Origin of the sequence: Pseudomonas matsuisoli (genome assembly GCF_014647635.1) — a bacterium.
Taxonomy (GTDB): domain Bacteria; phylum Pseudomonadota; class Gammaproteobacteria; order Pseudomonadales; family Pseudomonadaceae; genus Pseudomonas_P; species Pseudomonas_P matsuisoli.
Map to the genome: position 1 here is coordinate 164,076 of NZ_BMPO01000002.1, position 24,836 is coordinate 188,911.

The window sequence follows — 24,836 nt, forward strand, 5'->3', positions numbered from 1 at the left end:
GATTACGCCGCTGTAAAGCGGCGTAATTTTTTGAGGCCGGGTGGCAGAGTGGTCATGCAGCGGATTGCAAATCCGTGTACGCCGGTTCGATTCCGACCTCGGCCTCCACTATTGAAAAGCCCGTAGACGCTTGTCTACGGGCTTTTTTATTGCTGAAAATAAAGTGCATTGTAATTTCGTAAGGACATAAAGCGCAGGCGTAAGTATGGCTGGGCGCTCCTCGCCGGAGCCGTAGACGTTCCACCTGTAGCGTGATTGGATTAGATACGTCTGCTTGTAAAACAGTAGCTTGCGCTGCATTGGATGGGGCTTTATAGTCCGCCCCTGCCCATTACGGGTACGTGTGAAGCGCTACCGCCCGAATGGCGAAATCGGTAGACGCAGGAGACTTAAAATCTCTCGGCCGCAAGGCTGTGCCGGTTCGAGTCCGGCTTCGGGCACCATCTATTTGCGCGGTTCTGAGGCGGCTTCAGATTGCCTCAGGTCCTCGGCATCTGCTTTACAATCCTCTTTTCTGGCAACAGCGTCCTACTTCTCGCGCGCATAGCGCTTGGCCTATCGAAGAACCCGCTCGCGCGCCGGCTGCATTTATTTGAAGTAAAACGAACCAAACCTATTTCGACGGGTCTCTGTAACCGCTGTCCACCCGGCTGGTTGACCATGGAGGATCCTGGCCGGGTTGGGCACCTCACGCTACCAACCACATGCCTTCCGAACATTGCTCAGTGCCATCTCGGCGCCGGATGTCAGGAATATCGCGTTTATGGGCGTCGCTTCGACTGAATCCACAGTCACTGAGAGATTGCTCATCCCGTCTAACTGTTTGAGTACCGGAAGAGGCGACGTCGGGTAGAACGCTGCCGTTCGATCCGCAGCGCGTTTCCAGGTGCTGCTTTTGACACTGCTGCCAAGCGCGTAGGTGGTCACGGCTTTCTCAGGCAGGTTGTCCCCCCAGGTGATGTACAACTCGGTTTTGTTCGCTTTACAGCGCACGGTCAACCAGGGCGGACTGTTCCAGCGGTTGCGACCTTGTTCGGCCCTCAACGACGCAAATTCCACGGCCTCGCCCGACTCAGGATCTGGCGCAGTTCTCATTTTCCACAAGCCAGCGCCCGCTTCCGCAGCCACAGGCGTCTGAAGGGGCGATAGTAGTGCTGATGCGCTGAGGCATTTCACGCGCTCTTCGGCGTTTTTCAACGCTTGGCATGCCTCGCTATCGTCTTCCTCTGCAAAGGCCGACAGCGACGCCAGCATTGCTGCAATAAACATGGGCCAAATTGGCACGCGCGCTCCTGAGTTTCAGCGGGATGGAGAAGGCGGGGCAACCGATCGCATTCCATGCCCCATGGTTTTATTTGTCACGCGTGACCGCACCACCGTTCGATTATCTAAGTATCAAAATTTCTTTTGATGTGGTGCCTGCCAGACGATTGCCATTACCGTTGATCGGATACATGCTTCGCTCACAACGTTCGACAGAACCAGATTCGATAGAACCCAACGCGCCAAAGACGGTCTGACGTTCCCAGGTGCCATCTGTAGCAATTTGGCGGTATGTCGCACATGGCAGAAATACTGTCGTCTCATGCTGACGCATCGGCGATTTCATAAGCTCCTCCAGTGCAAAGGACTCACATGATCAAAAAATGCCTGTTCCCTGCTGCCGGTTATGGCACTCGCTTCCTTCCCGCCACCAAAGCTATGCCCAAGGAAATGCTGCCAGTGGTGAACAAGCCACTCATTCAGTACGGCGTAGAAGAAGCGTTGCAAGCTGGCCTCAGTGGGATTTCGATCGTTACGGGTCGTGGTAAGCGCTCGCTCGAGGATCACTTCGACATCAGCTACGAACTCGAGCATCAGATCCGCAACACCGAGAAGGAAAAGTACCTCGTCGGCATCCGCCGTCTGATTGACGAGTGCACCTTCTCCTACACCCGCCAAGTGGAAATGAAAGGTCTGGGTCACGCCATTCTGACAGGCCGTCCGCTGATCGGTGACGAACCGTTCGCCGTCGTACTCGCAGATGACCTCTGCCTGAACATCGAAGGCGATAGCGTGCTGCAGCAGATGGTCAAGCTGTACAACCAGTTCCGCTGCACCATCGTTGCGATCCAGGAAGTGCCGGCAGACCAGACGCACAAATACGGTGTCATTGCGGGTGAAATGATCCGTGACGACATCTACCGCGTTAGCCACATGGTCGAGAAGCCCAAGCCGGAAGATGCGCCTTCCAACCTCGCGATCATCGGTCGTTACATCCTGACGCCGGACATCTTCGAGCTGATCGAAAAAACCGAGCCCGGCAAAGGCGGCGAGATCCAGATTACCGACGCGCTGATGAAGCAGGCGCAGGACGGTTGCGTATTGGCCTATAAATTCAAAGGCCAGCGTTTCGATTGTGGTAGCGCCGAAGGCTACATCGATGCGACCAACTACTGCTTCGAAAACCTGTACAAGACGGGCCAAGCGTTCTAATCGCCGACCCCGTTTGCAGCACTAAAGGCTGGCCAGAAGTGGCCGGCCTTTTTTATGCGCACTTGTCAGGGCCCTTCATCGCTGCGCGGTGACGTTTCGCTTCAAAGACGTGAAGTGTTGGCGGGCAGGGGTGGCGTTCGACGCAACCGAGTTGGGGTATGCTCGCGTTAAATCACCTAGCGAGGCGAGCATGGCTTTTGATTTCGACCTATTTGTCATTGGTGCGGGTTCCGGCGGTGTACGCGCTGCGCGATTTTCCGCGAGCTTCGGTGCGCGCGTGGCGGTCGCCGAAGATCGGTACCTAGGCGGAACCTGCGTCAATGTAGGCTGCATACCCAAGAAGTTGTTTCTCTACGCCGCGGATTATCAAGAAGACATCGAACATGCCAAAGGCTTCGGCTGGGACGTCCAGCGCGCTGGGTTCGATTGGTCGACGTTGCGGGAAAACAAAGACCGGGAGATCAGCCGACTCAACACGGTTTACCGCAACCTGTTGGTAAATAGCGGTGTTCAGTTGATCGAAGGCCATGCGCGGCTGGTCGGTTCGAACGAGGTTGAAGTCGACGGTAAGCGCTACAGCGCAAAGCACATCCTTATCGCGACAGGCGGTTGGCCGAAGGTGCCGGACATCCCGGGCAAAGAGCACATCATCACGTCCAACGAGGCGTTTCATCTGGAGAAGCTGCCTTCGCGGATGGTCGTGGTCGGCGGGGGATACATCGCTGTCGAGTTCGCCTCCATTTTCCATGCGCTGGGCGTGAAAACCACGCAAATGTACCGCAAGGAGCTGTTCCTGCGCGGGTTCGATCTGGCCGTTCGCGAGCATCTTCGCGAGGAAATGTGCAAGAAGGTGGTCGACCTACAGTTCGACACGGACATTGCGCGCATCGAGCCCAACCCTGATGGCAGCTTCACGTTGCATTTGACCGATGGCCGCGAGATGGAAACCGATTGCGTTTTCTACGCCACCGGGCGCGAAGCCATGCTGGACAATCTTGGTCTGGAAAATACGGGCGTATCGCTGGATGACCGCGGTTTCATCGAGGTCAACGACGAGCATGAGACGCACGACGCATCGATCCTTGCGATTGGCGATGTCATCGGCCGTATTCAGCTCACGCCGGTCGCCTTGGCAGAAGGGATGGCGGTAGCCAGGCGACTGTTCAAGCCCGACGAATACCATGGCCCCGTGGATTACACGCAAGTTCCGACCGCTGTTTTCTCGCTGCCGAACATCGGCACTATCGGCATGACCGAGGAGCACGCGCGCAAGGAAGGGCATCGAGTAAAGATTTTCGAAAGCCGCTTCCGGGCATTGAAGCTGACACTCACCGACTCCCAGGAGCGGACCTTGATGAAGCTCATCGTTGACGCCGACAGTGACAAGGTGCTGGGCTGCCATATGGTTGGCCCGTCCGCGGGTGAAATCATTCAGGGGCTCGCGGTGGCGATTAGGGCGGGGGCGACGAAGCGTGTGTTCGATGAAACGATGGGGATCCACCCGACGGCCGCTGAAGAGTTCGTTACCATGAGAACACCCGTGGCCTGACCACGGTCATCCAATTTACGGAACACAGGGCAACGCTGCGGTTCGTAATGGAAAGGCCTGAGGAGCTTAGCCATGACAACGCCGCGAGGGCAGGGTGACGATATCCATCACCCCAATGACATCCATCCACCGGGAAAGCGCGAGCCTCGACCGATACCTGAGACCGATCGGCCCGCGCAGGAAATACCGGGCGATGACGGCTTGCCGTCCGAGCCCGCAAAACCCAAGTGAGGTACGCGCCTTGCGTGCACCGGTGGAGGGTATGCCATGCAACCGATCCATTCGCATGAAGCGGACGCACTCGCCCAGCATGCGGTAAAAGAGGCGACAGCCGTTTTCGTGCTTCCTAATCGCGAGAATGAGCCCGAGCACGAGCGTCAGACGCATGCAGCGCTCGCCGCTCGCCTCGCTGAGGCGCTTCGACTTCCCTATCGCGGCGTGTTCGATCCAACCGTTGGGCAGGAGCAGCCCTACATCGTTCCAAGTGGCACCGTTACGGGGCTGGATGCAGCCAAGGAACTTGGCGTAACGGATGTTCGCCATCTGTTCGGTGGTGTTGTGCCGGAGGCATTCATCTCGACCAAGGCGATCGTTCACCCGTTGGTCTCGGCAGACGCAAAGGCGCCTGCCATGTGGAGCCACGTCCTGGGTGCTGCGCTGGCCGATTCGACGCTACGAGGCTTCACCGCGTTTTCCATGGACGATGCCAGGGACGCAATAGAACGAGTGCTCGAGTTGGGCTCAGCGCGCCTGAAGCCTGTACGTGCGACCGCGGGACGAGGTCAGAAGCAAATTCACGATCCGGCCGAGGTGAACCATGCCCTGGCAGCGATTGATTTGAACGAATTGGAACGCTACGGACTGGTCATTGAGGAACAGCTGGAGAACCTCACCACCTGGAGTGTGGGCCGGGTCCAAGTGGCCGAATGGGTCATCACCTATTACGGAACGCAGGAGCTCACCCAAGACGGTGCAGGCGAAGAGGTGTATGGCGGTTCCGCACTGCACTTATGTGAAGGGGATTTCGACATGTTGCTCGCGTTGGACATGCCCGATGCGGCGCGCACCGCGATCGAACAGGCTCGGCATTTCGATACGCAAGTGCTGCGGCACTATCCCGGCATTCTGGCCTCCCGCCGCAATTACGACATTGCGCAAGGGATCGACAGCCGAGGTGATGTGCGATCTGGCGTGCTCGAGCAATCCTGGCGGATCGGAGGCGCAAGCGGCGCGGAAATCATAGCGTTGCAACGGTTCATCCGTGACCGAGAGAGCTGCATAAAGGCAAGAACGGTCGAGCGCTATGGCAAATGCTCAGTGCCCGAAGACGCCTGCGTTCTCTTTCAAGGGCACGACGAAAACCTTGGTCAAATCACAAAATATGTAGTGGTGGAGCGTTATGACGGCACGCAGTGAGGGCGTTGCAATCCGCGTCGATGATGAAAACATTGCCGGCACGCTGCTGGCACCCAGCTCCAAAATGCCAGGCGTCCTGTTCGTTCACGGATGGGGGGGCAGCCAACAACGGGACATTGCCCGCGCCAAGGGCCTGGCCGGTCTTGGCTGCATCTGCCTGACGTTCGACATGCGTGGGCATGAAGGCACCGTCGAGCAGCAGCTACAAGTGACACGTGAGGACAATCTCAGGGACCTTATCGCTGCGTACGACCTGCTTGCCAGTCAGCCCGCAATCGATCCGGATGCAATCGCTGTAGTCGGTACGAGTTACGGCGGTTACCTTGCGGCAATCCTGACGACGATGAGGAAAGTGAAATGGCTCGCGCTACGCGTGCCTGCCCTGTACCGCGATGCGGAATGGGGCATTCCCAAGCGTTCGCTCGATCGCACGGACCTTTCGGTGTATCGCAGCCAGTTCGTGCCCTCGGGCGAAAACCGCGCATTGGCCGCATGCATGGAGTTCACGGGTGACGTGCTGATCGTCGAGTCGGAGCACGACGACTTCGTGCCGCACTCCACGATCATGAGCTACCGCGCGGCATTTCAGAACACGCACTCGCTGGCCCATAGGATCATCGACGGTGCGGACCACGCGTTGAGCAGCGAAGGCTGCCAGGAAAATTACACGAAGCTCTTGGTGGACTGGGCGACGGAAATGGTGATCGGCTCGCGTATTGGGTCGGCGTATCCTCAGTTGAATCGATAGCGCCTACCAAACGGCGATACGTGGTCGCTGAGCCCTGTTTGATCGCCGGGCCTGATCTAGGCGCCAGACGCGCCCGTGGTCGGTCGTGCACGGCGGGCGCAGACGGCGGTCTCAGGGAGCTCTGGTTCATAGCCGTCGATCGCTTCCGTTTGCCAGAGGCGGGTATGGCTGATATCTGTACGCATGAACAGTGTCCAAACCGAACCTTCAAGCCGTGTCTCCCGCCTCCGTCGATCATCCTTTCTATTACCTGCTGAATTTCCAGAGCGTACTTGCGTGGGTGCACGAACGCCACGGCGATCTGTTGCTCGATGACGAAAGACGCCAGATCGAGGCGTTCGGGGGCTTGCCGGAAACCGCGCAGGCGCTGCTGGTGCGCATGATCATGCGCAAGGGCGAGACTTTTCGTTGTGCAAAATTGCATTACCCCGAAATCGGCGATTGCCGTGCTGCCATGGCGTGTCTGGCCCAAGAAGGCTGGGTAGAGCAGGGCTTTGCCATCGACGTGACGGCGCTGTTTGCGCTATGCACCCGACATGAGCTCGCGGCAATCTTTGGCAGTAGTCGAGGGCTGCGCAAGGAGGAATGGTTACAGTCCATTCTCGAAACCGAACCTGAACCGCGTCCCTTCGAAGGCTGGCACGCGGACGATGAGCTGTTCCGGCTAAGCTGCAGGCCGCTGTGCGAGCGGTTGCGCCTGATGTTTTTCGGCAACCTCCGGCAAACCTGGTCTGACTTTGTCCTGGCTGACTTGGGTATTTACCGATACGAGCAGATCGCGTTGGATGCGGGGTCGCGCGGTTTTCGTACCCGCGACGACATCGATGCCTATCTCCGCATCCAGGCCTGTCGCGACCGTTTCGACGCCGGCGAGCCCGTTGAAGCACTGCTGGATGCGCTGCCCGCCACGTCCGACTGCGTCTGGCTCGATAGCCGTCGCGCGCGATTGCTATTCCTTATGGGTCAGCAATGCGAGCGCACCGGTGAACTGCCGTTGGCGGAAGTGCTTTACAAGGACTGCTCGCATGTCGGCGCGCGTAGTCGTTGGCTTCGGGTGCTCGAACGGCTCGAACGCTATGGCGAAGCACTAACGCTGGCCGAAGAGATGATGCAAACGCCGCGGGATGAAGCCGAGGTGCAGCATTTGCACCGTATCGTGCCTCGTCTCAAGCGCAAATTGGGGTATCCCCAGGCGCGCAAAGCGGTGCCCTTGCAGTACGAGCGTCTGGATCTATCCCTTGACCCTTTGGGTCTCTCGGTCGAGCAGTGTGTGAGCTTGCACCTGAGCCAGATCGAGGCGCCGGTTTTCTACGTGGAGAACCAGCTCATCAACGCCTTGTTCGGGCTGCTGTGTTGGGATGCGATTTTCGCGCCGGTGCCCGGCGCGTTCTTTCACCCGTTCCATGCTGGGCCGGTAGATCTATACGACCCCGCGTTTCGCTCGCGCCGCTCTGCACTCTTTCAAATGTGCTTCGCGACCCTCGGCGATGGAACGTACCGCGATCGCATATTGAATTGTTATCGGCTCAAGCAAGGCATTCTCTCGCCGTTCGTGCATTGGGGCGGTGTCGATGAAGCACTGCTAGAGCTCGCCCTGGACTGCATGCCCGCCGCGCACTTGCGGCATTGGTTTGAACGACTGCTGCGAGACGTCAAGGCGAACCGTACGGGTATGCCCGATCTGGTGCAGTTCTGGCCACAGGAGCGTCGCTATCGGATGATCGAAGTCAAGGGGCCGGGGGATCGTCTGCAAGACAACCAACTGCGTTGGCTGGCTTTTTGCGCCGAACACGAGATGCCGGTAACGGTTTGCTATGTGCAATGGCGTGAGGCGATCGCTTGAGCTATCGCATTCCCGTTCGTGAGTTGTGCGAATTCGGCGCCAAGACCGGCGATCTCGACCTTCGCTTCACGCCAGCGCCCACGGCCTTGGAAGGTATTGCGGGGCACCAGGTCGTCGCATCGCGGCGGGGGCCCAAATACGAGCCTGAAGTGGCGTTGGAGGAGTCGTTGGGAGCGCTGACGGTGCGCGGACGTGCCGACGGGTACGACCCCGCGGCCAATCGGCTAGAGGAAGTGAAGACTCATCGTGGCGACTTGGCGCGAATGCCGGATAACCAGCGCCAGCTGCACTGGGCGCAACTGCTCACCTACGGCGCGATGCTATGCAGGACCCGCGCACTGGCCGCCATCGACCTGCGCCTGGTGTATTTCGACATAGGCACAGGCCAGGAGACCCATTTTGACCGTCATTGCACCGCCGATGAGCTAAGAACAACCTTTACCGGGCTCTGCGAGCGTTTCGTGGTCTGGGCGGAGCAGGAGCTACTTCACCGCCAGCAGCGCGATGCCGGCTTAGCATCCTTGTCGTTCCCCCATACCAATTTTCGCGCGGGCCAACGCGAATTGGCGGAGGCGGTCTTCAAGGCGGCAAGCGTGGGCTGTTGCCTGATGGTCGAAGCGCCCACGGGCATCGGCAAGACCTTGGGGACTGTGTTTCCCCAGCTCAAGGCATTGGCCAACAAAGGGTTGGATCGCCTGTTCTTTCTTGCGGCGAAGACCCCTGGGCGGCGCTTGGCTCTGGACGCGCTAGCCCAGCTGCGTACCGATGACGCTTTTCCTCTGCGCGTGCTCGAACTCACGTCGCGCGACAAAAGCTGTGAACACCCCGACTTGGCGTGTCACGGGGACGCCTGCCCATTGGCGCGTGGCTTTTACGACCGATTACCGCAGGCCCGGCAGGCGGCTGTCGATCACCGCTGGTTGGATCGCCGTGCCGTCCGTGAGATCGCCCTTCGGCACCAGGTTTGCCCGTATTACCTGGGACAGGAGTTGGCCCGGTGGTCGGATGTAGTCGTTGGCGACTACAACTATTACTTCGATCTGGGCGCCATGCTATTCGGCCTGGCGACGACGAACGCGTGGCAGACTTTGGTGTTAGTGGACGAAGCGCACAATCTGGTTGATCGCGGGCGGGGTATGTACAGCGCGGCGTTGAGTCAGCACGCACTGGATGCCGCGGTTCAGGAAGCGCCGAATGCCGCTATCAAGCGCGCCTTGGGGCGCGTCGCACGCCAATGGAAGACCCTGTGTAAAGCGCAGGACGCGGATTATCACAGTTACCCTGAGCCTCCTGAAAAGCTTTTGCTTGCGCTGCAGCACGCCAGTCGGGTCATCACTGACTACCTCGTGGAATTACCAGGTCCACTGCCGGAAAAGGTGCAACAGTTTCATTTCGATGCCTTGCATTTCTCTCGCATTGCGGAGCTATTCGGCGAGCACTTCCTCTTCGATATCGAGAAGCGCCGGGTTGCGCGCAGCGAGCATGCGACGCTGTGTTTGCGAAATCTGTCACCCGCCACTTTTCTGGGGCCGCGTTTCGCGTACAGCCACAGCAGTGTGCTCTTTTCAGCGACGTTGAGTCCCTCGCGTTACTACCAGGATCTACTCGGCCTGCCAGCGGGTACGCCCTGGCGGGACGTCGTTTCCCCCTTCAGTGCCGAGCAATTGAAGGTACGACTGGTCGCCGATGTGTCGACGCGCTTTCAGCACCGCGCGGCGTCCAGTGCGCCTATCGCATCGATCATCGCCGCGCAGTACGGGGCGAGGCCGGGCAACTACCTGGCGTTCTTCTCAAGCTATGACTATCTGGAGCAGGTGGCGGAAAATCTTTCGCGGCATTTTCCCGATCTGCCGATATGGCGTCAGTCGCGACGGATGCAGGAAGCGGAACGTGAGGCGTTTCTTGCGCGCTTTACCGCTGAGGGTCGAGGTGTCGGCTTCGCCGTCCTCGGCGGCGCTTTCGGCGAAGGGGTGGATCTGCCGGGCGACCGTTTGATCGGCGCCTTTATCGCCACGCTCGGTCTACCGCCGTACAACCCTGTAAATGAACAAATGCGCGAACGCCTGCAGCGGATGTTCGGGGCGGGATATGAATACGCGTACCTTTATCCTGGCTTGCAGAAAGTCGTACAGGCCGCTGGGCGCGTGGTCCGCACGTTGGATGATACCGGCACGGTGGTGCTCATCGACGACCGTTTCACCCAGCGGCAGGTGCGCGAACTACTCCCTCGCTGGTGGCCCGCTGCGGTAACCATTGCGTCGCCGAAAGCGGTTAGCGCGCCCGTCTTCCAATTGACCTAGGCAAAGGGTTTGGTCTTGCCTTAGAGCCTGTTCGAAGGATCGCGAACAGGCTCTAAGGCAAACGACCGCAGCTGAGCCGCTGCATCTGAGAGCCGAGGGCGAGCGGCTACGTTTGCGTCAAGGCAGCGTTCTTTGAGATCGGCAAGCGGTTGCAGCGATGCGCGCGCTCGAGGCTCGACGTGTTCCAGTAGTTCTTCGAGCAAACAACCGAACGCGCGTGCCTCGATCCGTTGTAATGCGACGCCCTGGGAGCTAGCTGGATCGAAAAAGGACGCGGCGCCAAAGTCGCTGAGCAAGGCATGCCCTGTTGAGTCGACGAGAAGGTTATGCGCATACAGGTCGCCGTGAAGAATGCCGCGCGCGTGCAAATGCGCACCGGCGTCGGCAACGCCCTGGGCGACGGCCAGCGCACGGTCGGCGGTGAAGAGCGTGCCCGGCGAATAGACGTCACGGGTACAGCTGGCAAGCGAAGGCGGCCCCGCCAGTACGCCGTAGGCGGGATCGATCAGCTCCAGTAGCAGCGCATCCGGCTCGCTCTCGGCGCGCGTCAATGGGCCGGCTACGGGAACCAGGTTGGAATGATTGCCCGCGGCCAAGCAGGCAGCCATTTCGCTACCGGGCAAACCATCGCTGGTGACTTCACCCTTGAACGTCTTCACCGCCATTGCTGCGGTGGAAACATCTTCCTTATGCCAGATGGCGCGACGGATCACGCCCGATGCGCCCTGACCCAGAATGTCCCCGAACTCGATCCGGGATCGCTCGATTGCAGCAACAGCCGGTGTTTGTGGCGCATGGCGTTCACTCAGCGGATTGCCGGCAAAGGCGAGCCATGCGAGCCGGGGCAGGGTCAGCAGCCAGTCCGGCAACTGTTCGAAGCGGTTCGCCGCGATACGCAGCAGTTCGAGACGTTGCGCCTCAGCAAGGCCACTGGGGAGGTCGTCGAGTCGATTCCCGGCCAGCATCAGCTTTTGCAATCGAGGACGGCTACCCAGCGCGTCCGGCAATGTCGTAACGTCATTATCCGTCAGTATCAACCAGCGCAATGCCGAAGGCAGGGCGTGAGCGGGCACGTGCTGCACGCGACAGCTCTTGAAACCCACCATTTCCAGATTGGGGCAATCCCCGAGGGCTTCCGGCAATACGGTGAATGGGTTTCCGGAACAGAACACCACTCGCAGTTTGCGTAGCCGGGAAAGATCATGCGGCAACGACGTCAGATTGTTGTCGGAAAGATTCAGGACTTCGAGGGTATCGGCCAAGCCGAAGATGTCTTCTGGAAAATGATCGATGCCAACATTGAGATCCAGACGGGTGATGCCGGCGAGTTCGCCGCTACGTAGCTTTTCGAGGGTATGCATGAACCGTCCCGTTAATGTCGATTGAGGCGTCGAACGTTGACGACATCCGTGGCCCGGGCCCGCAGCTGACCGCAACCTCCATCGATATCCTGACCGGCTGAATTGCGCACCTTGGTCAGGATGCCGCGGCTGTGGAGGTATCGCACCATTGCCACAATGCGCTCGCCAGCGGGGCGTTGATGGGCGTCGCCTTCCACACTGTTATAAGGAATCACGTTGAGTACGGCGTATTTGCCGGTGAGCAGGCGAAGAATGCCGTCGAGCTCTTCGTCGGAATCGTTTATGCCGTCGAGCAGGGTCCACTGATATTGGATGGGATAACCAATGTGGCGCGCGTAGGTTTCGCCAAGCTCGACGAGCTCGTCCGGCGTCAAACGAGGGGCGCGTGGCAGCAGCGTGCGGCGAACGTCGTTTATGCTGGAGTGCAATGAAAGCGCGAGCGCGGGCTTGACGCGTTCGCCAGGCAGCCGGTCGAACACACGAGGGTCGCCGACTGTGGAAAAGACGAGGTTGCGGTGGCCGATTCCGCCTTCGGTGCCCAACAACTGGATGGCTTCCAGCACGTTGTCCAGGTTATGCGCCGGTTCGCCCATTCCCATGAATACGACCTTCTTCACCGGACGAATGCGGCGTGCAAGAACGACCTGGGCGACGATTTCGGCACTGGTCACTTGGCGGAGCAGTCCGCTTTTTCCTGTCATGCAAAAGGTGCAGCCCACCGCGCAGCCGACCTGGCTGGAAACGCACAGGCCGCCGCGAGGTAGCAGGACGCTTTCCACCATTTGCCCGTCATGCAAATCGACCAACAGGCGAATGGATTCGTCTGCTGCAGGGTGCTGCGAACGAATGCGTGCCAGTGCGGCAAGCTCCGCTTCGACGGCAGGCAGCCCGTTGCGTACGCTTAGCGGCAGGAAATCCTGCGCCGCCCGATGCTTGGTACCTGTGTCCAGCGGCAGGCCGCGCAACCAGTCACGGTCGATTCTCCCGATATGAACGGGTTTGGCGCCGAGTTCGGCAAGACGGTCGTGCAGGTCGGAGATTCGCATGGGGCGCGGATCGTACCACCTGGCGCGGTGCGGAAACAGTTGCCCGAGGCACCCGCAAGCGTCTGTTCGGGGCCGTTCGATCGGGCCCTTTTGCCGCTCGTGCGATGCGTCGTGGAAGGGGGCCGCCAGGTAGGGAACGGCGTGTTCTCCATCGGCCCTTTCGGCCGGGCTACCGAAGCCGCTAGCATGGGCGGGTTACAAGCACTCATCCGGCAACTGATGGCGGCCTCGAATAACGCATCGTTCGTGGCTTCTCCGCTACCAGGCCCAGGCAGGACGCCGCTGATTTTTCAATCACCCATCAGGAGGTTTTCATGACCCAAGACGTGAATCTGCTTATCAACGGCGAATGGCGCGCGGCGCTTTCCGGCAAGACACTCGACATCGTCAACCCCGCGACTGAAGCGGTCATCGGCCAGCTTGCGCACGCTGAGCAGGCGGACTTGGACCTCGCCTTGAAAGCGGCGCAGAACGGCTTCGAAGTCTGGCGCGAGATGTCCGCCTTCGAGCGCTGCAAAATCATGCGCAAAGCGGCGAACCTGCTGCGCGAGCGCGCCAAAGAAATTGCGGTCCTGATGACCCGCGAGCAGGGCAAACCGCTGGCGCAGGCCGAAGCCGAAGCCATGGCGGGTGCTGACATCATCGATTGGTTCGCCGAGGAAGGGCGTCGCACTTACGGCCAGGTCATTCCCGCCCGTGCACCCGATGTGTACCAACTGACGTTGAAAACCCCGGTAGGGCCCGTGGCGGCATTCACACCCTGGAACTTCCCGATCAATCAGGTCGTTCGCAAATTGTCTGCGGCACTGGCTGCGGGCTGTTCGATCATCGTCAAGGGGCCAGAAGAGACACCGGCGTCGCCTGCCGAACTGATACGTGCGTTCGTCGATGCCGGCGTTCCGGCGGGTGTCATCAACCTCGTCTACGGCATCCCGGCGGATATCTCCAACTACCTGATCGCGCACCCGACGATCCGCAAGATCTCGTTCACCGGCTCAACGCCCGTCGGCAAGCAGCTCGCGGCGCTGGCGGGACAGCACATGAAGCGCGTCACCATGGAGCTCGGCGGTCATGCACCGGTCATCGTCTGTGCAGACGCGGATGTGGAGCTGGCCGCGAAGGAAATGGCGGCGAGTAAATTCCGCAATGCCGGTCAGGTGTGCATTTCCCCAACGCGTTTTCTGGTCGAGGAGCCGGTGTACGCGCAGTTCGTCGAAGCGTTCGTGCGGTACGCCAAGGACATCAACGTCGGCGAAGGCGAGTCGGACGGGGTGACGATGGGGCCGTTGGCCAATAGTCGCCGCGCACCGGCACTCGTCGCGTTGGTGGAAGATGCGGTCGCGAAGGGCGCGGAGTTGTTGGTCGGTGGCAAACGCATCGAGCGCAAAGGCTATTTCTTCGAGCCAACCGTCCTGGGCAATGTGCCCGTCAACGCCAACATCATGAACGACGAGCCGTTCGGCCCTGTTGCGGTCATCCGCCCGTTCAACACGCTGGACGAGGCGATTGCCGAAGCCAACCGACTGCCTTATGGCCTTGCGGCTTATGCCTACACGTCGAGCACGTTGAACGCCACTCGGATCGGGCAGCGCGTGGAGACGGGAATGCTGACCATCAACCACGTCGGACTTGCCTCGCCCGAACTGCCGTTCGGCGGCATCAAGGACTCGGGCTACGGTACCGAAGGTGGCAGCGAGGCTATCAACAACTACCTGGAAACGAAGCTGGTGTCGCAGAAGGGCTGCTAACTCGGCCGATCGAGCCTGGCCGTTTGGCCGGGCTCGTCTATGTGAAAGCCGCCGGGAACGGTGAGTCTCGGGCCGATCGCCAGGAAAATATCGACGTATCGCATCTGTGGCTCTATCGTTCGCTCCTGCAATTTAGGAGCGTCCATGAAATTCATTCACCAACGTGAGCACCTCAATGAGGACGACATGGTCGTCATCGAGTGTTCGCAGACCTGCAACATCCGCTTGATGACGGATGCCAACTTCCGTTCGTTCAAGAACGGGGGCCGCCACGCCTATCACGGCGGCGCCTTCGACAAGTTCCCCGCACGCATCAAAGTGCCGAGCACTGGATTCTGGAACATCACCATCGATACCGTTTCGCGCCGGGCGGTCAGCGTCACGCGCAAGCCCACCTTCAAGCATTCGATCAAAATCGTTCGTCGGTCCGAGTCACACCTGAAATAGGTTTTGTGGCGTAGGGGTGTTGCCGCGACAGCGACGTGCGGCATTGATCGACGGAAGAAGAAAGGCTGGCGCGGTATCGCTGGCACGTGCGTGTTACGAGGTTGTTGTCGATGAGTCTTTTGCGCAAAAAGAAAGTAGCGCTCATGAGTGGCGCCGGCGCGCGTCATTCCGAATTACGTAAGGTGTTGGGTGCGTCCGACCTGGTCATGCTGGGCCTGGGCGCGATGGTCGGCACAGGGATCTTCGTGCTGACGGGCGTTGCGGCCCTGCAAGCAGGGCCCGCATTGGCCATATCGTTCATCCTGGCGGCAACGGCCTGCGCGTTGGCTGCACTGTGTTATGCGGAATTCGCGTCCATGATCCCGGTCGCGGGCTCCGGGTACACCTATAGCTACGCAACGCTTGGTGAATTGGTCGCGTGGATCGTGGGTTGGAGCCTGATTGCCGAATATGGTTTGGCGACTGCCGCGGTCTCGGTGGGTTGGTCGGGCTATTTCCAATCGCTCATCAGTGGGGTTGGGCTTCATCTGCCCGTTGCATTGACCGCTGCGCCAGGCACCAATGCGGCCGGCGAGGTGACGCTATTCAACCTGCCTGCCTTCGCGATCATGATGCTCATCACCGCGATCCTGTCCCTTGGGATTCGGGAGTCCAAGCGCGTGAACAACGTGCTGGTCGTCGTCAAGGTCGTGGTGGTTTTGCTCGTGATCGGTGTGGGTTTCTTCTACGTCGAGCCCGAGAACCTGACGCCGTATGCGCCCTTTGGGGTTTCGGGCGTCGTCAGTGCGGCAGCGCTGGTGTTCTTCGCGTTCTTGGGTTTCGACGCCGTTTCGTCGGCTGCGGAAGAAGTGCGTAACCCACAACGGAACCTGCCAATTGGACTGATCGGATCGCTGCTGATCTGCGCTGCGCTTTACGCCCTGGTGGCGACCGTGGCGACGGGTATCGTGCCATTTGCGGACTTCAAGGGCGTCGAAGATCCGATCGCATTGGTCTTCCAGCGCGCCGATATCGAATGGATGAGCCGGCTCGTCAGTATTGCCGCGGTGACGGGCATGATGACGGTGATCCTGGTGATGGGCTACGGATTGACCCGTGTCGTGTTTGCTATGTCTCGCGACGGCTTGCTGCCGCAATGGATGTCGGTCATCAACCAGCATCAAGTGCCGGTCCGCTCCACCTGGACGCTGGGAACGCTGTCCGCCTTGATTGCCGCAACCGTACCATTAAGCGCACTCGCCGAACTCATCAACATGGGGACTCTGGTGGCCTTTGCGATCATTTCGCTGGCCGTACCCGTCCTGCGCCGGACCCAGCCCGAGTTGAAGCGCGCGTTTCGGGTACCGATGGCGCATATTCTCGGCCCCGTATCAGCGCTGATCTGCGTCGTGCTGATGCTCAATCTTGCAGTGGAAACCTGGCTAGCTTTCGGTATCTGGCTGGCTATTGGACTGGTGGTCTACTTTGGCTATTCCCGCCGCCATGCCAAGGTCGAGAACCTCTACGACTAAGAACTCCGCCTCGCTGCGCCCTCGTTAAGGGGCCGCGGCGAGCGGGCGGGTCGAATCGTCTTTGAGCTCTGCCATCAGGATGTAGAGCGTGATCAGCATTTCGCAGAGTACGAGGATGACCGCCGGCGCCAGCAGACCGTGGGTGTTGATGAATACGTAGTTCAGTGCAACGCTCAACAGCCCGCAGGCGATGCGGATTCGCACGAACGCGGTGTAACGACCGCGGGCGACCCAATACATCTCGAACACCACGTTCACCAGTCGGAAGACGAAGAACAGCGACATGATGCTGAGCAGTCGGGCGGCATATGCGTAGGTTTCCGGATAGAACAGGTCGAAGAGATAGCCGGCGAAGAGCTGATAGCCGATCACCATAGCCAGCGAGATGCCAAAGCTGAACATCACGAATTTGCGTTGCGCGTGCTCCAGCTCACCGCGGGAGATTTTCGGCATATACAGCGACCAAAATCCCTGTACGACGATCTGCCCGATGGCGATGAACGAGCATGCCGCCGCGTAGACCGCGAGCGGTTCCGCGCCAAGGATGTGTTCGATCAGTAGGCGGTCGAAGCCGAAGTAGAGGAAAAATGACAAGAATGACAGGGTGAAGGGCAGCCAGTGCGGCCAGCGGCTAAGCATCTTGTTCAGCGCATCGGCGAAGCGCTGACCTTCGGCGAAGAAGCCGCCGTTACGAACGCACTTCACATAAAACCAGCCTGCATAGAGCGCCAACGCGAGCAGCGAGCCGACCGCCACGGACAGCAAAAGCTCTCCGGTAATCCAGAACAGTGCGATCTTCACCACGAACGGCATGGACTTGAAAATCGAATCCAGCGACGAGAACGACACCAGCCGATCCTTGGTTTGGTAGTGAAAGAACAACGAACGCTGGAGGATGGCGAAAGCGACCGCCTCGGGTAGTAGGGCAACGATCAATTGCAGTGCGATAGGCGTAACGCCTGCACTGGAGGCATATAGGAATATTCCACTGGCCAACAGGGCAAATCCCAGAAGAGACGGGTGGAACAAATTTTCACCGCTCGACAAGCCTTCCTTGATCGCACCTTTACTGAGTAGGTAATCCCGCAATCCCATATCCGAAAAGTTGGTGAGGATCGTCATCATGACCATGCCGAACGCGAGTGCACCGTAGGCTTCTTGCGGACTGAAGCGTGCGACCAGTACGAGCAATATGAAATTGAGTACTGGCTGAAGCGCCATCGGAATCACGACGAAAACGATTTTCGACAGTTCGTTGAGCTTGTTCACGGCGACGTCCTTGCAGATCAAGCTGCCAATGGTGCTGGCACTATCGGACACGCACCAAAAATATGCCGCCTCACTAGGGGGCAGCTATGGCGCGGAAAGATAAGCGGTCAGGGAAGATCAGTTGGGAAAAACGAGCAGCAAACCGGACGGTGTGCTAGGCGTGGATAATCTGCTAGCCGTTGCACCGTTCAAGCGGCGCCTTCAAGAAGTGTGATCCAGTTCAACTTCCGCAAAATAATAGTCACTCCATTGAACGTGGTCATGCCCCCGTATGCAGCGCAGAACCACTTTTAATGCGATTCGCCCAGCAGCTCTGCAAGAAGGGTTTGCCGGCAGGTAAACAAGCGGTCCACCTTCGGGAGCAATGGCCGTTTCATCATCAGCACGGGTAATTTCAGCTGCCGAGCCACGTGCAATTTGGCGTCGGTGGCCGCGCCACCGCTGTTCTTACTGATCAAGACGTCGAAGGCGTTCGCTGTGAACAGCGCCCTTTCACTTTCGGCGTCGAAAGGCCCCCGGGTTGCGATGAAGGTCGCGCGGAGATGATGCAATTGAGGCTCCAGTAGCCTGATCGTCCAGTGTTGATGCGCGGGAATCTCCGATAAATGCTCAAGTGGCTCGCGGCCCAGGGTGAAGAAGGGGCGCTCGAACGGCTTCAGCGCCTGCTGTAACTCGGACCAGCGTGTGAAATCGCGCCAATCATCACCGGCCTGCGGCTCCCATGCCGGCCTGCGTAACGCCCAGCAGGGGACGCCAGTGGCTTTCGCAGCGGCTGCCGCGTGCCGACTCATCTGCGCGGCATAGGGATGAGTCGCATCCACCAGCAGGTCAATGCGGGCATCGCGAACGTAATGGATAAGCCCCTCGATGCCGCCAAATCCACCGGTACGCAGTTCGCAAACCAGGTCCGTGGGCGTGCGACCCATGCCGGCCAAACTGTAAACATGCCCTGGACCCAGTTGCCGCGCGAGCCAGAGTGCATCGCCGACACCGCCAAGCAGCAGTATCCGGCCCTTCATGGCTTGTGTGCGGACAACAAGGTAATCGGTAGCGCGGATCGCCACGTATCGAAGCGGCCCAAAGGGTGCGCCTGTGCCAAGGCAATTCGTACTAAATCGCCGCCGAACGCTTCGCGCCATTGGATCAATCGTGCTTCGCTTTGTACGGTGACGGCGTTGGCCACCAAGCGTCCACCTGGTTTGAGCGCGTCCCAGCTTTGCTCGAGTACGCCAGGTGCGGTGACCCCGCCGCCTATGAAGACCGCGTCTGGGGGCTCGAGCCCCTCCAGCGCCATTGGGGCCTGGCCACGAACCAGCCCGAGGCCAGGCACGCCAAGCGCATCGCGATTGTGCTGAATGAAGCCCTGGCGCCCGTCATGGGCTTCAATGGCAAGCGCGCGGCAGGCGGGATGCGTGCGCATCCACTCGATACCAATGGAGCCGCATCCCGCGCCGATGTCCCACAACAATTCGCCAGGGCGTGGCGCCAGGCGCGATAGCGTCAGCGCGCGCACGTCGCGCTTGGTCAATTGCCCATCGTGGCGGAAAGCCTCGTCCGGTAGGCCTGGCGTGAGTGGCAGACCCCGTGACGTCTCGCTTCGGCAGTCGATGGCAACGATATTAAGAGAGGCGCTTTCCAGGCATGACCAGTCTCTGGCGAGGCCGTCGACGATTCGCTCCTTCGGGCCGCCGAGATGTTCCAGTACCTGAAGGCGGCTCTCGCCAAATTCGCTCTCACGCAACAGGGCCGCGATGTGCGCGGGACTCCGTCCGTCCTGGGATAGAACCAACAAACGTCGGCCTGGGTGAACATATCGACGTATTGCCTCGACCGGACGGGCAACGACCGAAAGCAGATCGGTCTCTTGCAACGCCCAGCCCAGGCGGGCAGCCGCCAACGAATAAGAAGAAGGGGATGGCAGAACCGTCATTTCACCTGCAGCGACCTGAGCGGACAAGCTGGCACCGACGCCAAACAGCATCGGATCGCCGCTGGCGAGCACACAGATTGATTGACCACGGCGCGAGAGGACGGGATCGAGACAAAAGGGGCTAGGCCATGGCTCACGCTGACCTGCGATACAGCGCGGAAGCAATGCCAATTGCCGGGACGACCCAAGGATCATTTCTGCGCCGAGAAGCGCGCGCCGGGCCTGCTTGCCCAGCCCCAGATAGCCATCTTCGCCAATCCCTACCACCGTGAGCCACGTGGACATGCCGTCTCCATCCTACCGCCTGATCTGCCGCACGTTGCGGCTACGGGCAAAGGCGTCATAATACCGCCTTCGCCGGCGCCCCCGAAGGGCCTGAGCGCGCGTTCACGATTTGCTAAGTGGTCCACGGTCGCATCTAGTCCGAGACCTTAAGCGCTTCGTCGAGCCGCTCCAGAGGGAACACGAAACAACCGTGGCTGCCCCCGTAACTGTACGCAGCGAGTTCACCCTATCGATGCCACTGAGAAATTGGGAAGGCGGGGTGAATGTCGACCTGTTAGCCAGGAGACCTGCCGGTGATGCTGTGCGCGAGTGCCAATGTTGGGGCGGGGTGTACCGATGCCATGATGTCTGCTGAGCAGGCGTCGCCGGTTCAGGTCACCGCGTTTTTCCTGCGGATACCTTTTGAGTGAATTCGACTAATCCCTCTCATTCCTCCACTGCCCGGCGCCCCTCGGCCTGCCCGGGGTTGGAACGTGTAGTGTCCGCGCAAGACGGTGGCATCTGCCGGGTAAAGCTTGCGGCCGGGCGTTTGACGGCAACGCAGGCACGCGTCATCGCTGAAAGCGCCGCGCGCTTTGGAAATTCCATTCTCGAATTGACCAACCGCAGCAACCTGCAGATTCGAGGGGTACGCCTGGACGCCGCACGCGAGCTGGCAGGGGCGTTGGTCACCGCTGGGCTCGGCCCTCGCGTGCCCGGTGCTGATGATGTCCGCAACGTGTTGCTCAGCCCGGCCGCGGGGCGTGATCCGTCCGCTTACCTCGACACCCGAGCGCTGGGGGATCGGCTGCTCGACCTGTTGCAGGATGAGCCTTCGTTTCATGGGTTGTCCGCGAAATTCGCGATTTTGCTCGATGGCGGCGAGGTGCTTTCCGTCCTCGAGCATCCCCACGACATCTGGTTGAGCGCGTGTCCGGACGGTAAACGCTTCAATGTCGGGCTGGCGGGTATCCCTGGTGCGGATTGTCTGGGCAGCGTTGCCGATGCGGACGTTCCCATGTGGGTCGACCGGGTGCTTCGTACGTTTCTGGCGTTTGCAACGCCGGATCAATCTCGAATACGCGATGTAATGGCGTCGGCCGCTCGAACTGCGTTCTTGCGAGAAGTCACGACGGCCCCGCTCACCGATGCGACCGCCATTGCCGGTGAGCGGTCGCTGTCAGACGCGCCGGGGGTTTACCGCCAACGCCAGGCAGGTCTCTGCATGGTCGTGGCGCAGTCGTGCCTGGGGCGTCTCGAGGCGAATCAGTTGGCTGCGCTTGCGACCCTCGCGGAACGCTACGGACGTGGTTGGATTCATCTGACGCCTTGGCAAGGTGTCGTGCTGCCTGACGTCGAGCAAGGACTCGCGGACGAAGCGCTTGCCGCCGTGGCCGATGTTGGAATGCTGGTCGATCCTGCGGCGCCTTTGACGCGGCTTGTCGCGTGTAGCGGGAATGCGGGCTGCGCGAAGGCGCAAGCTGACACCAAGGCTGATGCCGTACGACTGGCGGATGCATTGGCTGACGTCGAGGCTCCGCCCAAGGTCCATCTCAGCGGTTGCGCCCGCAGCTGCGCCTCGGCGCGTGTGCAACCTTTCACTCTGCTGGCACAGCCCGGCGGGCGTTATCACCTTTACCAGCGCATCGAGGCCCAGGCGGGACTCGGTTTACGCCAGGCCAGCGACATCGATATCGAATCGGCCGCTGCCTGGTTGCGTATGCATCACCGAGAGTCTTTCAATGATTGATTACATTCGCGACGGGCAGGAAATCTATCGTCAGTCCTTCGCTACCATCCGCGCCGAAGCCGACCTGTCGAATATACCGACTGATCTGGAGAAGCTCGCGGTACGGGTTATTCACGCCTGCGGCATGGTCGACGTGGTCAGCGATTTGCGTTTTTCGCAAGGGGCGGGCGATGCCGGGCGTCAGGCATTGGCTGCGGGGGCACCGATTCTCTGCGACGCGCGCATGGTGGCTGAAGGCGTAACGCGCACCCGGCTTCCGGCCAAAAACCCGGTGATCTGTACCCTCAATGAACCTGATGTGCCCGCGTTGGCGCTGGAGCAGGGCAATACGCGTTCGGCGGTTGCTCTGGAACATTGGCGGCCGTACCTGGAGGGCAGTGTGGTCGTGATCGGCAACGCGCCGACCGCGCTGTTCTACCTGCTGGAAATGCTGGACGCAGGTGCGCCCAAGCCTGCACTGATCATCGGTATGCCGGTAGGGTTCATTGGCGCCGCCGAATCCAAGGCCATGCTGGCCGCGGACAGCCGTGGCGTGCCCTTCGTGACCGTGTGGGGTCGACGCGGCGGCAGTGCGATGTCGGCAGCCGCCGTCAATGCCCTCGCAACGGAGCGGGAATGATGACGCGGGGACGTTTGCTGGGGATCGGGGTAGGCCCAGGCGATCCGGAGCTGATCACGCTCAAGGCACTGCGTTTGCTCCGAAGTGCACCTGTCATTGGCCACTTCGTCGCCCGCGCCAAGGCGGACAAAGGGCAGGGCGGCAATGCTTTCGGCATTATCGAGGCGCATCTCGTCGCGGAACAGGTTCGCTTGCCGCTGGTGTACCCGGTCACTACGGAAAAGCTCGAACCCCCGCAAACCTACGAGGGCGTGATTAGCGATTTCTACGACACCTGCGCCGTACGGATCGCCGAGTATCTCGACGCAGGCCAGGATGTCGCGGTGATTTGTGAAGGCGACCCATTCTTTTACGGCTCCTACATGTATCTGCACGATCGCCTCGCGGGGCACTACGAAGCCGAGGTCGTGCCGGGTGTCTGCTCGATGCTGGGATGCGTTTCAGTGCTTGGCACGCCCTTGGTGTACCGTAATCAGAACTTGTCGGTCCTATCCGGCGTGCTCCCCGAGGCCGAACTCGAAGAGCGGTTGAAGCAAGCGGATGCCGCCGTAATCATGAAGCTGGGGCGCAATTTTGAGAAAGTCCGCCGTGTGCTGCAAACGCTGGGGCTGGCCGAACGCGCCCACTACGTCGAACGGGCAACCATGGCGGCCCAACGGATCGTGCCGCTGGCGGACGTCGATCCCATGTCATCGCCATATTTCTCCATGATCATCGTTCCCGGTGAAAAATGGTCGGCGTGACCCGGTCGGCATGACCGGGTCACGTTGATCGGGTCATGCCCGACCGGGACTTCCCGTCCGGAAATGCCCGACAGCCCCATAGCTTTTTTCTGCCCTTGATTCACGAGAGTTCGTTCATGACTATCACGCCCTCCATTTTCGTGCTGGGTGCCAGTGCGTTGCCCATGGCCCGCCGAATTCAGGAGGCCTACTCAGGGGCTCGCGTGTTTGGCTTGCAGGGGCGTGCCGACGCGGCCGACGTCACCTACGCCAACTTCGGTGAGGCGCTCCGCCAGCAGTACCGACAGGGCTCGCCCATCATTGCCTTATGCGCCGCCGGCATCGTCATCCGCACGCTTGCGGCATTGTTGACGGAAAAGGGCGCAGAGCCGCCAGTGCTGGCGATCGCGGAGGATGGAAGTGCGGTCGTGCCGCTGCTAGGCGGATTGGCCGGGGTCAATGAGATCGCCAAAACCCTGGCGAACCACTTGGGTGTCGCGCCGGCAATCACGACCAGCGGTGAGCTGCGTTTTGGCACTTGCCTTTTGAATCCGCCGCCGGGTTATGCCGTCGACCTGGAGCAGGGCAAGCGAGTCGTCAGCGACCTGCTGGGCGGGGCCACCGTACAGCTGAACGAGGATACGCCCTGGCTCAAGAACGCGGATCTCCCGCTGGCCGCCAGAGGCGATCGGCGCGTGGTGGTCAGCCCGTACCGGTCAGAAGACCCGCATACGTTAGTCATTCACCCTCGCGTCGTGCTGGCCTGCGTCGCACCGGACCGTGACATATCCCGCGAGGCGCTGGACCACGCTTTATCGGCTGCCAGGCTGGCACCGCAATCGCTGGCGGCACTGATCGTGACGGGGGTGCCCCAGGCCGTCCCCAAGCTCGCTTTGCTGGCGCAGGACGTAGGCGTACCGCTGCGTTTCGTCGACGATGCGGGCGTGCTCGGCCCGGTGGAATGGGAGACGCAAGACCTTTCCTTGCACGTCGCGAATGATTCCACTTGCGCGGATAGCATGGGTATCGCCCGAGGAAGTCTGCATGTCGTCGGCTTGGGCCCCGGGGCCGCCGGCTACATGGCACCTGCGGTACGCCAGGCATTGGACGCGGCGCAGGACGTGCTTGGTTACGAAACCTACGTGAAGATGGCCGGGCCGTTTCGCGGCGACCAATGTTTGCACGCCAGTGACAACCGTGAAGAGCTACAGCGCGCGGCGCATGCGTTCGAACTCGCCGCGCAGGGGCGGCGGGTGGTGATGGTGTCGTCCGGCGATCCTGGGGTGTTCGCGATGGCCGCAGCCGTGCTGGAAGCATTGGAAGCTTCCGATGACAGCCGCTGGCACGGGGTTGCACTGCACATCGTGCCAGGTATCACCGCGGCGATGGCTGCAGCGTCCTGCGCAGGCGCGCCACTGGGCCACGATTTTTGCTTGATCTCGCTTTCGGACAACCTCAAGCCGTGGTCCGTCATCGAGCACCGATTGCGCCATGCGTCGGCGGCTGACCTGGTCATGGCGTTCTACAACCCGATCTCCAAGTCACGCCCGTGGCAGCTAGGGCAGGCGCTCGATCTGATTCGCGGTTACCGGGCGCCGGACACACAGGTAGTGCTCGGCAGAGATATTGGTCGGCCAGCAGAGTCGCTGAAGCTGACGACGCTCGGTGAGCTCACTCCTGATCAGGTAGACATGCGGACGATGGTCATCATCGGTTCCAGTCAGACCCGGCGTTTCAGCAGTGGCAAGCGAGAGTGGGTCTACAGCCCACGGTGGTATCCGGCTGACAGTCGCTGAGGCCGGCTTGGGGGGGCATCAAGCGCGCTGCTCTGGAGGCAC

General features: G+C 60.4%; 22 protein-coding genes, 2 tRNA genes and 1 riboswitch. Of the genes, 16 read left to right on the forward strand and 8 right to left on the reverse strand.

The window, feature by feature from the left end:
* Window positions 1-34 precede the first annotated feature (34 nt).
* Window positions 35-108, forward strand: a tRNA-Cys gene (locus IEY47_RS04265).
* A 248-nt stretch (window positions 109-356) separates the two neighbouring features.
* Window positions 357-443: transfer RNA gene (locus IEY47_RS04270), tRNA-Leu, on the forward strand.
* 250 nt (window positions 444-693) lie between these two features.
* Here the strand turns inward: IEY47_RS04270 and IEY47_RS04275 are convergent.
* Together IEY47_RS04275 and IEY47_RS04280 are read right to left on the reverse strand one after the other, a co-directional pair.
* Window positions 694-1,284 (reverse strand): type VI secretion system-associated protein TagO, encoded by a 591-nt coding sequence (locus tag IEY47_RS04275; RefSeq protein WP_188981921.1) that lies wholly within the window; start codon window positions 1,282-1,284, stop codon window positions 694-696.
* A 100-nt stretch (window positions 1,285-1,384) separates the two neighbouring features.
* Entirely contained in the window at window positions 1,385-1,609 is a 225-nt protein-coding gene (locus IEY47_RS04280; RefSeq protein ID WP_188981922.1) for a hypothetical protein, read from the reverse strand.
* Between the two features lie 26 nt (window positions 1,610-1,635).
* Here IEY47_RS04280 and galU point away from each other — a divergent pair, with 26 nt between their 5' ends.
* The 5 genes from galU to IEY47_RS04305 all read left to right on the forward strand — a co-directional run bounded on the left by galU (window position 1,636) and on the right by IEY47_RS04305 (window position 6,188).
* A complete protein-coding gene (galU, locus tag IEY47_RS04285) occupies window positions 1,636-2,475 on the forward strand; it encodes a UTP--glucose-1-phosphate uridylyltransferase GalU (protein WP_188981923.1) in 840 nt (279 codons plus the stop codon).
* Window positions 2,476-2,665: 190 nt separating this feature from the next.
* Window positions 2,666-4,024: a glutathione-disulfide reductase gene (gorA, locus tag IEY47_RS04290; RefSeq protein WP_188981924.1), complete on the forward strand. Its 1,359-nt coding sequence runs from the start codon at window positions 2,666-2,668 to the stop codon at window positions 4,022-4,024.
* 72 nt (window positions 4,025-4,096) lie between these two features.
* Complete coding sequence (locus IEY47_RS04295) at window positions 4,097-4,255, forward strand: hypothetical protein (RefSeq protein ID WP_188981925.1); 159 nt, start codon at window positions 4,097-4,099, stop codon at window positions 4,253-4,255.
* 36 nt (window positions 4,256-4,291) lie between these two features.
* On the forward strand, window positions 4,292-5,440 hold the full coding sequence (locus tag IEY47_RS04300; protein WP_188981926.1) for a DUF3182 family protein: 1,149 nt from the start codon (window positions 4,292-4,294) through the stop codon (window positions 5,438-5,440).
* Window positions 5,424-6,188, forward strand: coding sequence for an alpha/beta hydrolase family protein (locus IEY47_RS04305; protein WP_188981927.1), 765 nt, complete (start codon window positions 5,424-5,426; stop codon window positions 6,186-6,188). Before IEY47_RS04300 ends, IEY47_RS04305 begins: the two co-directional genes overlap by 17 nt.
* Window positions 6,189-6,244: 56 nt before the next feature.
* On the opposite strand, the gene IEY47_RS20585 is transcribed toward IEY47_RS04305, so the two are convergent.
* Window positions 6,245-6,373: a hypothetical protein gene (locus tag IEY47_RS20585; protein ID WP_268240429.1), complete on the reverse strand. Its 129-nt coding sequence runs from the start codon at window positions 6,371-6,373 to the stop codon at window positions 6,245-6,247.
* Window positions 6,374-6,378: 5 nt separating this feature from the next.
* Between IEY47_RS20585 and IEY47_RS04310 the strand changes: the two genes are divergently transcribed.
* Both IEY47_RS04310 and IEY47_RS04315 read left to right on the forward strand, forming a co-directional pair.
* Entirely contained in the window at window positions 6,379-8,031 is a 1,653-nt protein-coding gene (locus IEY47_RS04310) for a VRR-NUC domain-containing protein (RefSeq protein WP_229779202.1), read from the forward strand.
* A complete protein-coding gene (locus tag IEY47_RS04315; RefSeq protein WP_188981928.1) occupies window positions 8,028-10,331 on the forward strand; it encodes an ATP-dependent DNA helicase in 2,304 nt (767 codons plus the stop codon). The genes IEY47_RS04310 and IEY47_RS04315 overlap by 4 nt, the downstream gene beginning before the upstream one ends.
* Window positions 10,332-10,351: 20 nt before the next feature.
* Here the strand turns inward: IEY47_RS04315 and IEY47_RS04320 are convergent, their stop codons facing one another.
* Together IEY47_RS04320 and IEY47_RS04325 are read right to left on the reverse strand one after the other, a co-directional pair.
* On the reverse strand, window positions 10,352-11,692 hold the full coding sequence (locus IEY47_RS04320) for a leucine-rich repeat-containing protein kinase family protein (RefSeq protein ID WP_188981929.1): 1,341 nt from the start codon (window positions 11,690-11,692) through the stop codon (window positions 10,352-10,354).
* 11 nt (window positions 11,693-11,703) lie between these two features.
* On the reverse strand, window positions 11,704-12,738 hold the full coding sequence (locus tag IEY47_RS04325; protein ID WP_188981930.1) for an RNA methyltransferase: 1,035 nt from the start codon (window positions 12,736-12,738) through the stop codon (window positions 11,704-11,706).
* A gap of 314 nt (window positions 12,739-13,052) precedes the next feature.
* Between IEY47_RS04325 and IEY47_RS04330 the strand changes: the two genes are divergently transcribed.
* From IEY47_RS04330 to IEY47_RS04340, 3 genes are all read left to right on the forward strand, one after another.
* On the forward strand, window positions 13,053-14,486 hold the full coding sequence (locus IEY47_RS04330; protein ID WP_188981931.1) for an NAD-dependent succinate-semialdehyde dehydrogenase: 1,434 nt from the start codon (window positions 13,053-13,055) through the stop codon (window positions 14,484-14,486).
* A 144-nt stretch (window positions 14,487-14,630) separates the two neighbouring features.
* On the forward strand, window positions 14,631-14,933 hold the full coding sequence (locus IEY47_RS04335) for a DUF1883 domain-containing protein (protein WP_188981932.1): 303 nt from the start codon (window positions 14,631-14,633) through the stop codon (window positions 14,931-14,933).
* A gap of 110 nt (window positions 14,934-15,043) precedes the next feature.
* On the forward strand, window positions 15,044-16,444 hold the full coding sequence (locus IEY47_RS04340; RefSeq protein WP_188981933.1) for an amino acid permease: 1,401 nt from the start codon (window positions 15,044-15,046) through the stop codon (window positions 16,442-16,444).
* Window positions 16,445-16,468: 24 nt separating this feature from the next.
* Here the strand turns inward: IEY47_RS04340 and IEY47_RS04345 are convergent, their stop codons facing one another.
* The 3 genes from IEY47_RS04345 to cbiE form a co-directional block, all read right to left on the reverse strand.
* Window positions 16,469-17,713: an oligosaccharide flippase family protein gene (locus IEY47_RS04345; RefSeq protein ID WP_188981934.1), complete on the reverse strand. Its 1,245-nt coding sequence runs from the start codon at window positions 17,711-17,713 to the stop codon at window positions 16,469-16,471.
* A 290-nt stretch (window positions 17,714-18,003) separates the two neighbouring features.
* On the reverse strand, window positions 18,004-18,732 hold the full coding sequence (locus IEY47_RS04350; RefSeq protein ID WP_188981935.1) for a cobalt-precorrin-6A reductase: 729 nt from the start codon (window positions 18,730-18,732) through the stop codon (window positions 18,004-18,006).
* Entirely contained in the window at window positions 18,729-19,928 is a 1,200-nt protein-coding gene (gene cbiE / locus IEY47_RS04355; RefSeq protein ID WP_188981936.1) for a precorrin-6y C5,15-methyltransferase (decarboxylating) subunit CbiE, read from the reverse strand. The genes IEY47_RS04350 and cbiE overlap by 4 nt, the downstream gene beginning before the upstream one ends.
* A gap of 107 nt (window positions 19,929-20,035) precedes the next feature.
* A riboswitch (cobalamin riboswitch) is annotated at window positions 20,036-20,237 on the forward strand.
* Between the two features lie 169 nt (window positions 20,238-20,406).
* Between cbiE and cobG the strand changes: the two genes are divergently transcribed.
* The 4 genes from cobG (at window position 20,407) to cobJ (ending at window position 24,794) form a co-directional block, all read left to right on the forward strand.
* Window positions 20,407-21,657 (forward strand): precorrin-3B synthase, encoded by a 1,251-nt coding sequence (gene cobG, locus IEY47_RS04360; RefSeq protein WP_229779205.1) that lies wholly within the window; start codon window positions 20,407-20,409, stop codon window positions 21,655-21,657.
* A complete protein-coding gene (locus IEY47_RS04365) occupies window positions 21,650-22,276 on the forward strand; it encodes a precorrin-8X methylmutase (protein ID WP_188981938.1) in 627 nt (208 codons plus the stop codon). Before cobG ends, IEY47_RS04365 begins: the two co-directional genes overlap by 8 nt.
* The gene (locus IEY47_RS04370) at window positions 22,276-23,019 is read left to right on the forward strand and encodes a precorrin-2 C(20)-methyltransferase (RefSeq protein WP_373293520.1); all 744 of its coding nucleotides are present in this window, start codon (window positions 22,276-22,278) and stop codon (window positions 23,017-23,019) included. Before IEY47_RS04365 ends, IEY47_RS04370 begins: the two co-directional genes overlap by 1 nt.
* 116 nt (window positions 23,020-23,135) lie before the next feature.
* Complete coding sequence (gene cobJ / locus IEY47_RS04375; protein WP_188981940.1) at window positions 23,136-24,794, forward strand: precorrin-3B C(17)-methyltransferase; 1,659 nt, start codon at window positions 23,136-23,138, stop codon at window positions 24,792-24,794.
* Window positions 24,795-24,836 lie beyond the last annotated feature (42 nt).

Coding starts and splice junctions, on each gene's coding strand:
- IEY47_RS04335 (WP_188981932.1), top strand. CDS start 14,631: ATGAAATTCATTCACCAACGTGAGCACCTCAATGAGGACGACATGGTC.
- cbiE (WP_188981936.1), bottom strand. CDS start 19,928: ATGTCCACGTGGCTCACGGTGGTAGGGATTGGCGAAGATGGCTATCTG.
- IEY47_RS20585 (WP_268240429.1), bottom strand. CDS start 6,373: ATGCGTACAGATATCAGCCATACCCGCCTCTGGCAAACGGAAGCGATC.
- IEY47_RS04330 (WP_188981931.1), top strand. CDS start 13,053: ATGACCCAAGACGTGAATCTGCTTATCAACGGCGAATGGCGCGCGGCG.
- IEY47_RS04325 (WP_188981930.1), bottom strand. CDS start 12,738: ATGCGAATCTCCGACCTGCACGACCGTCTTGCCGAACTCGGCGCCAAA.
- IEY47_RS04350 (WP_188981935.1), bottom strand. CDS start 18,732: ATGAAGGGCCGGATACTGCTGCTTGGCGGTGTCGGCGATGCACTCTGG.
- IEY47_RS04340 (WP_188981933.1), top strand. CDS start 15,044: ATGAGTCTTTTGCGCAAAAAGAAAGTAGCGCTCATGAGTGGCGCCGGC.
- IEY47_RS04305 (WP_188981927.1), top strand. CDS start 5,424: ATGACGGCACGCAGTGAGGGCGTTGCAATCCGCGTCGATGATGAAAAC.
- cobJ (WP_188981940.1), top strand. CDS start 23,136: ATGACTATCACGCCCTCCATTTTCGTGCTGGGTGCCAGTGCGTTGCCC.
- gorA (WP_188981924.1), top strand. CDS start 2,666: ATGGCTTTTGATTTCGACCTATTTGTCATTGGTGCGGGTTCCGGCGGT.
- IEY47_RS04300 (WP_188981926.1), top strand. CDS start 4,292: ATGCAACCGATCCATTCGCATGAAGCGGACGCACTCGCCCAGCATGCG.
- IEY47_RS04320 (WP_188981929.1), bottom strand. CDS start 11,692: ATGCATACCCTCGAAAAGCTACGTAGCGGCGAACTCGCCGGCATCACC.
- IEY47_RS04280 (WP_188981922.1), bottom strand. CDS start 1,609: ATGAAATCGCCGATGCGTCAGCATGAGACGACAGTATTTCTGCCATGT.
- IEY47_RS04295 (WP_188981925.1), top strand. CDS start 4,097: ATGACAACGCCGCGAGGGCAGGGTGACGATATCCATCACCCCAATGAC.
- IEY47_RS04370 (WP_373293520.1), top strand. CDS start 22,276: ATGACGCGGGGACGTTTGCTGGGGATCGGGGTAGGCCCAGGCGATCCG.
- IEY47_RS04365 (WP_188981938.1), top strand. CDS start 21,650: ATGATTGATTACATTCGCGACGGGCAGGAAATCTATCGTCAGTCCTTC.
- galU (WP_188981923.1), top strand. CDS start 1,636: ATGATCAAAAAATGCCTGTTCCCTGCTGCCGGTTATGGCACTCGCTTC.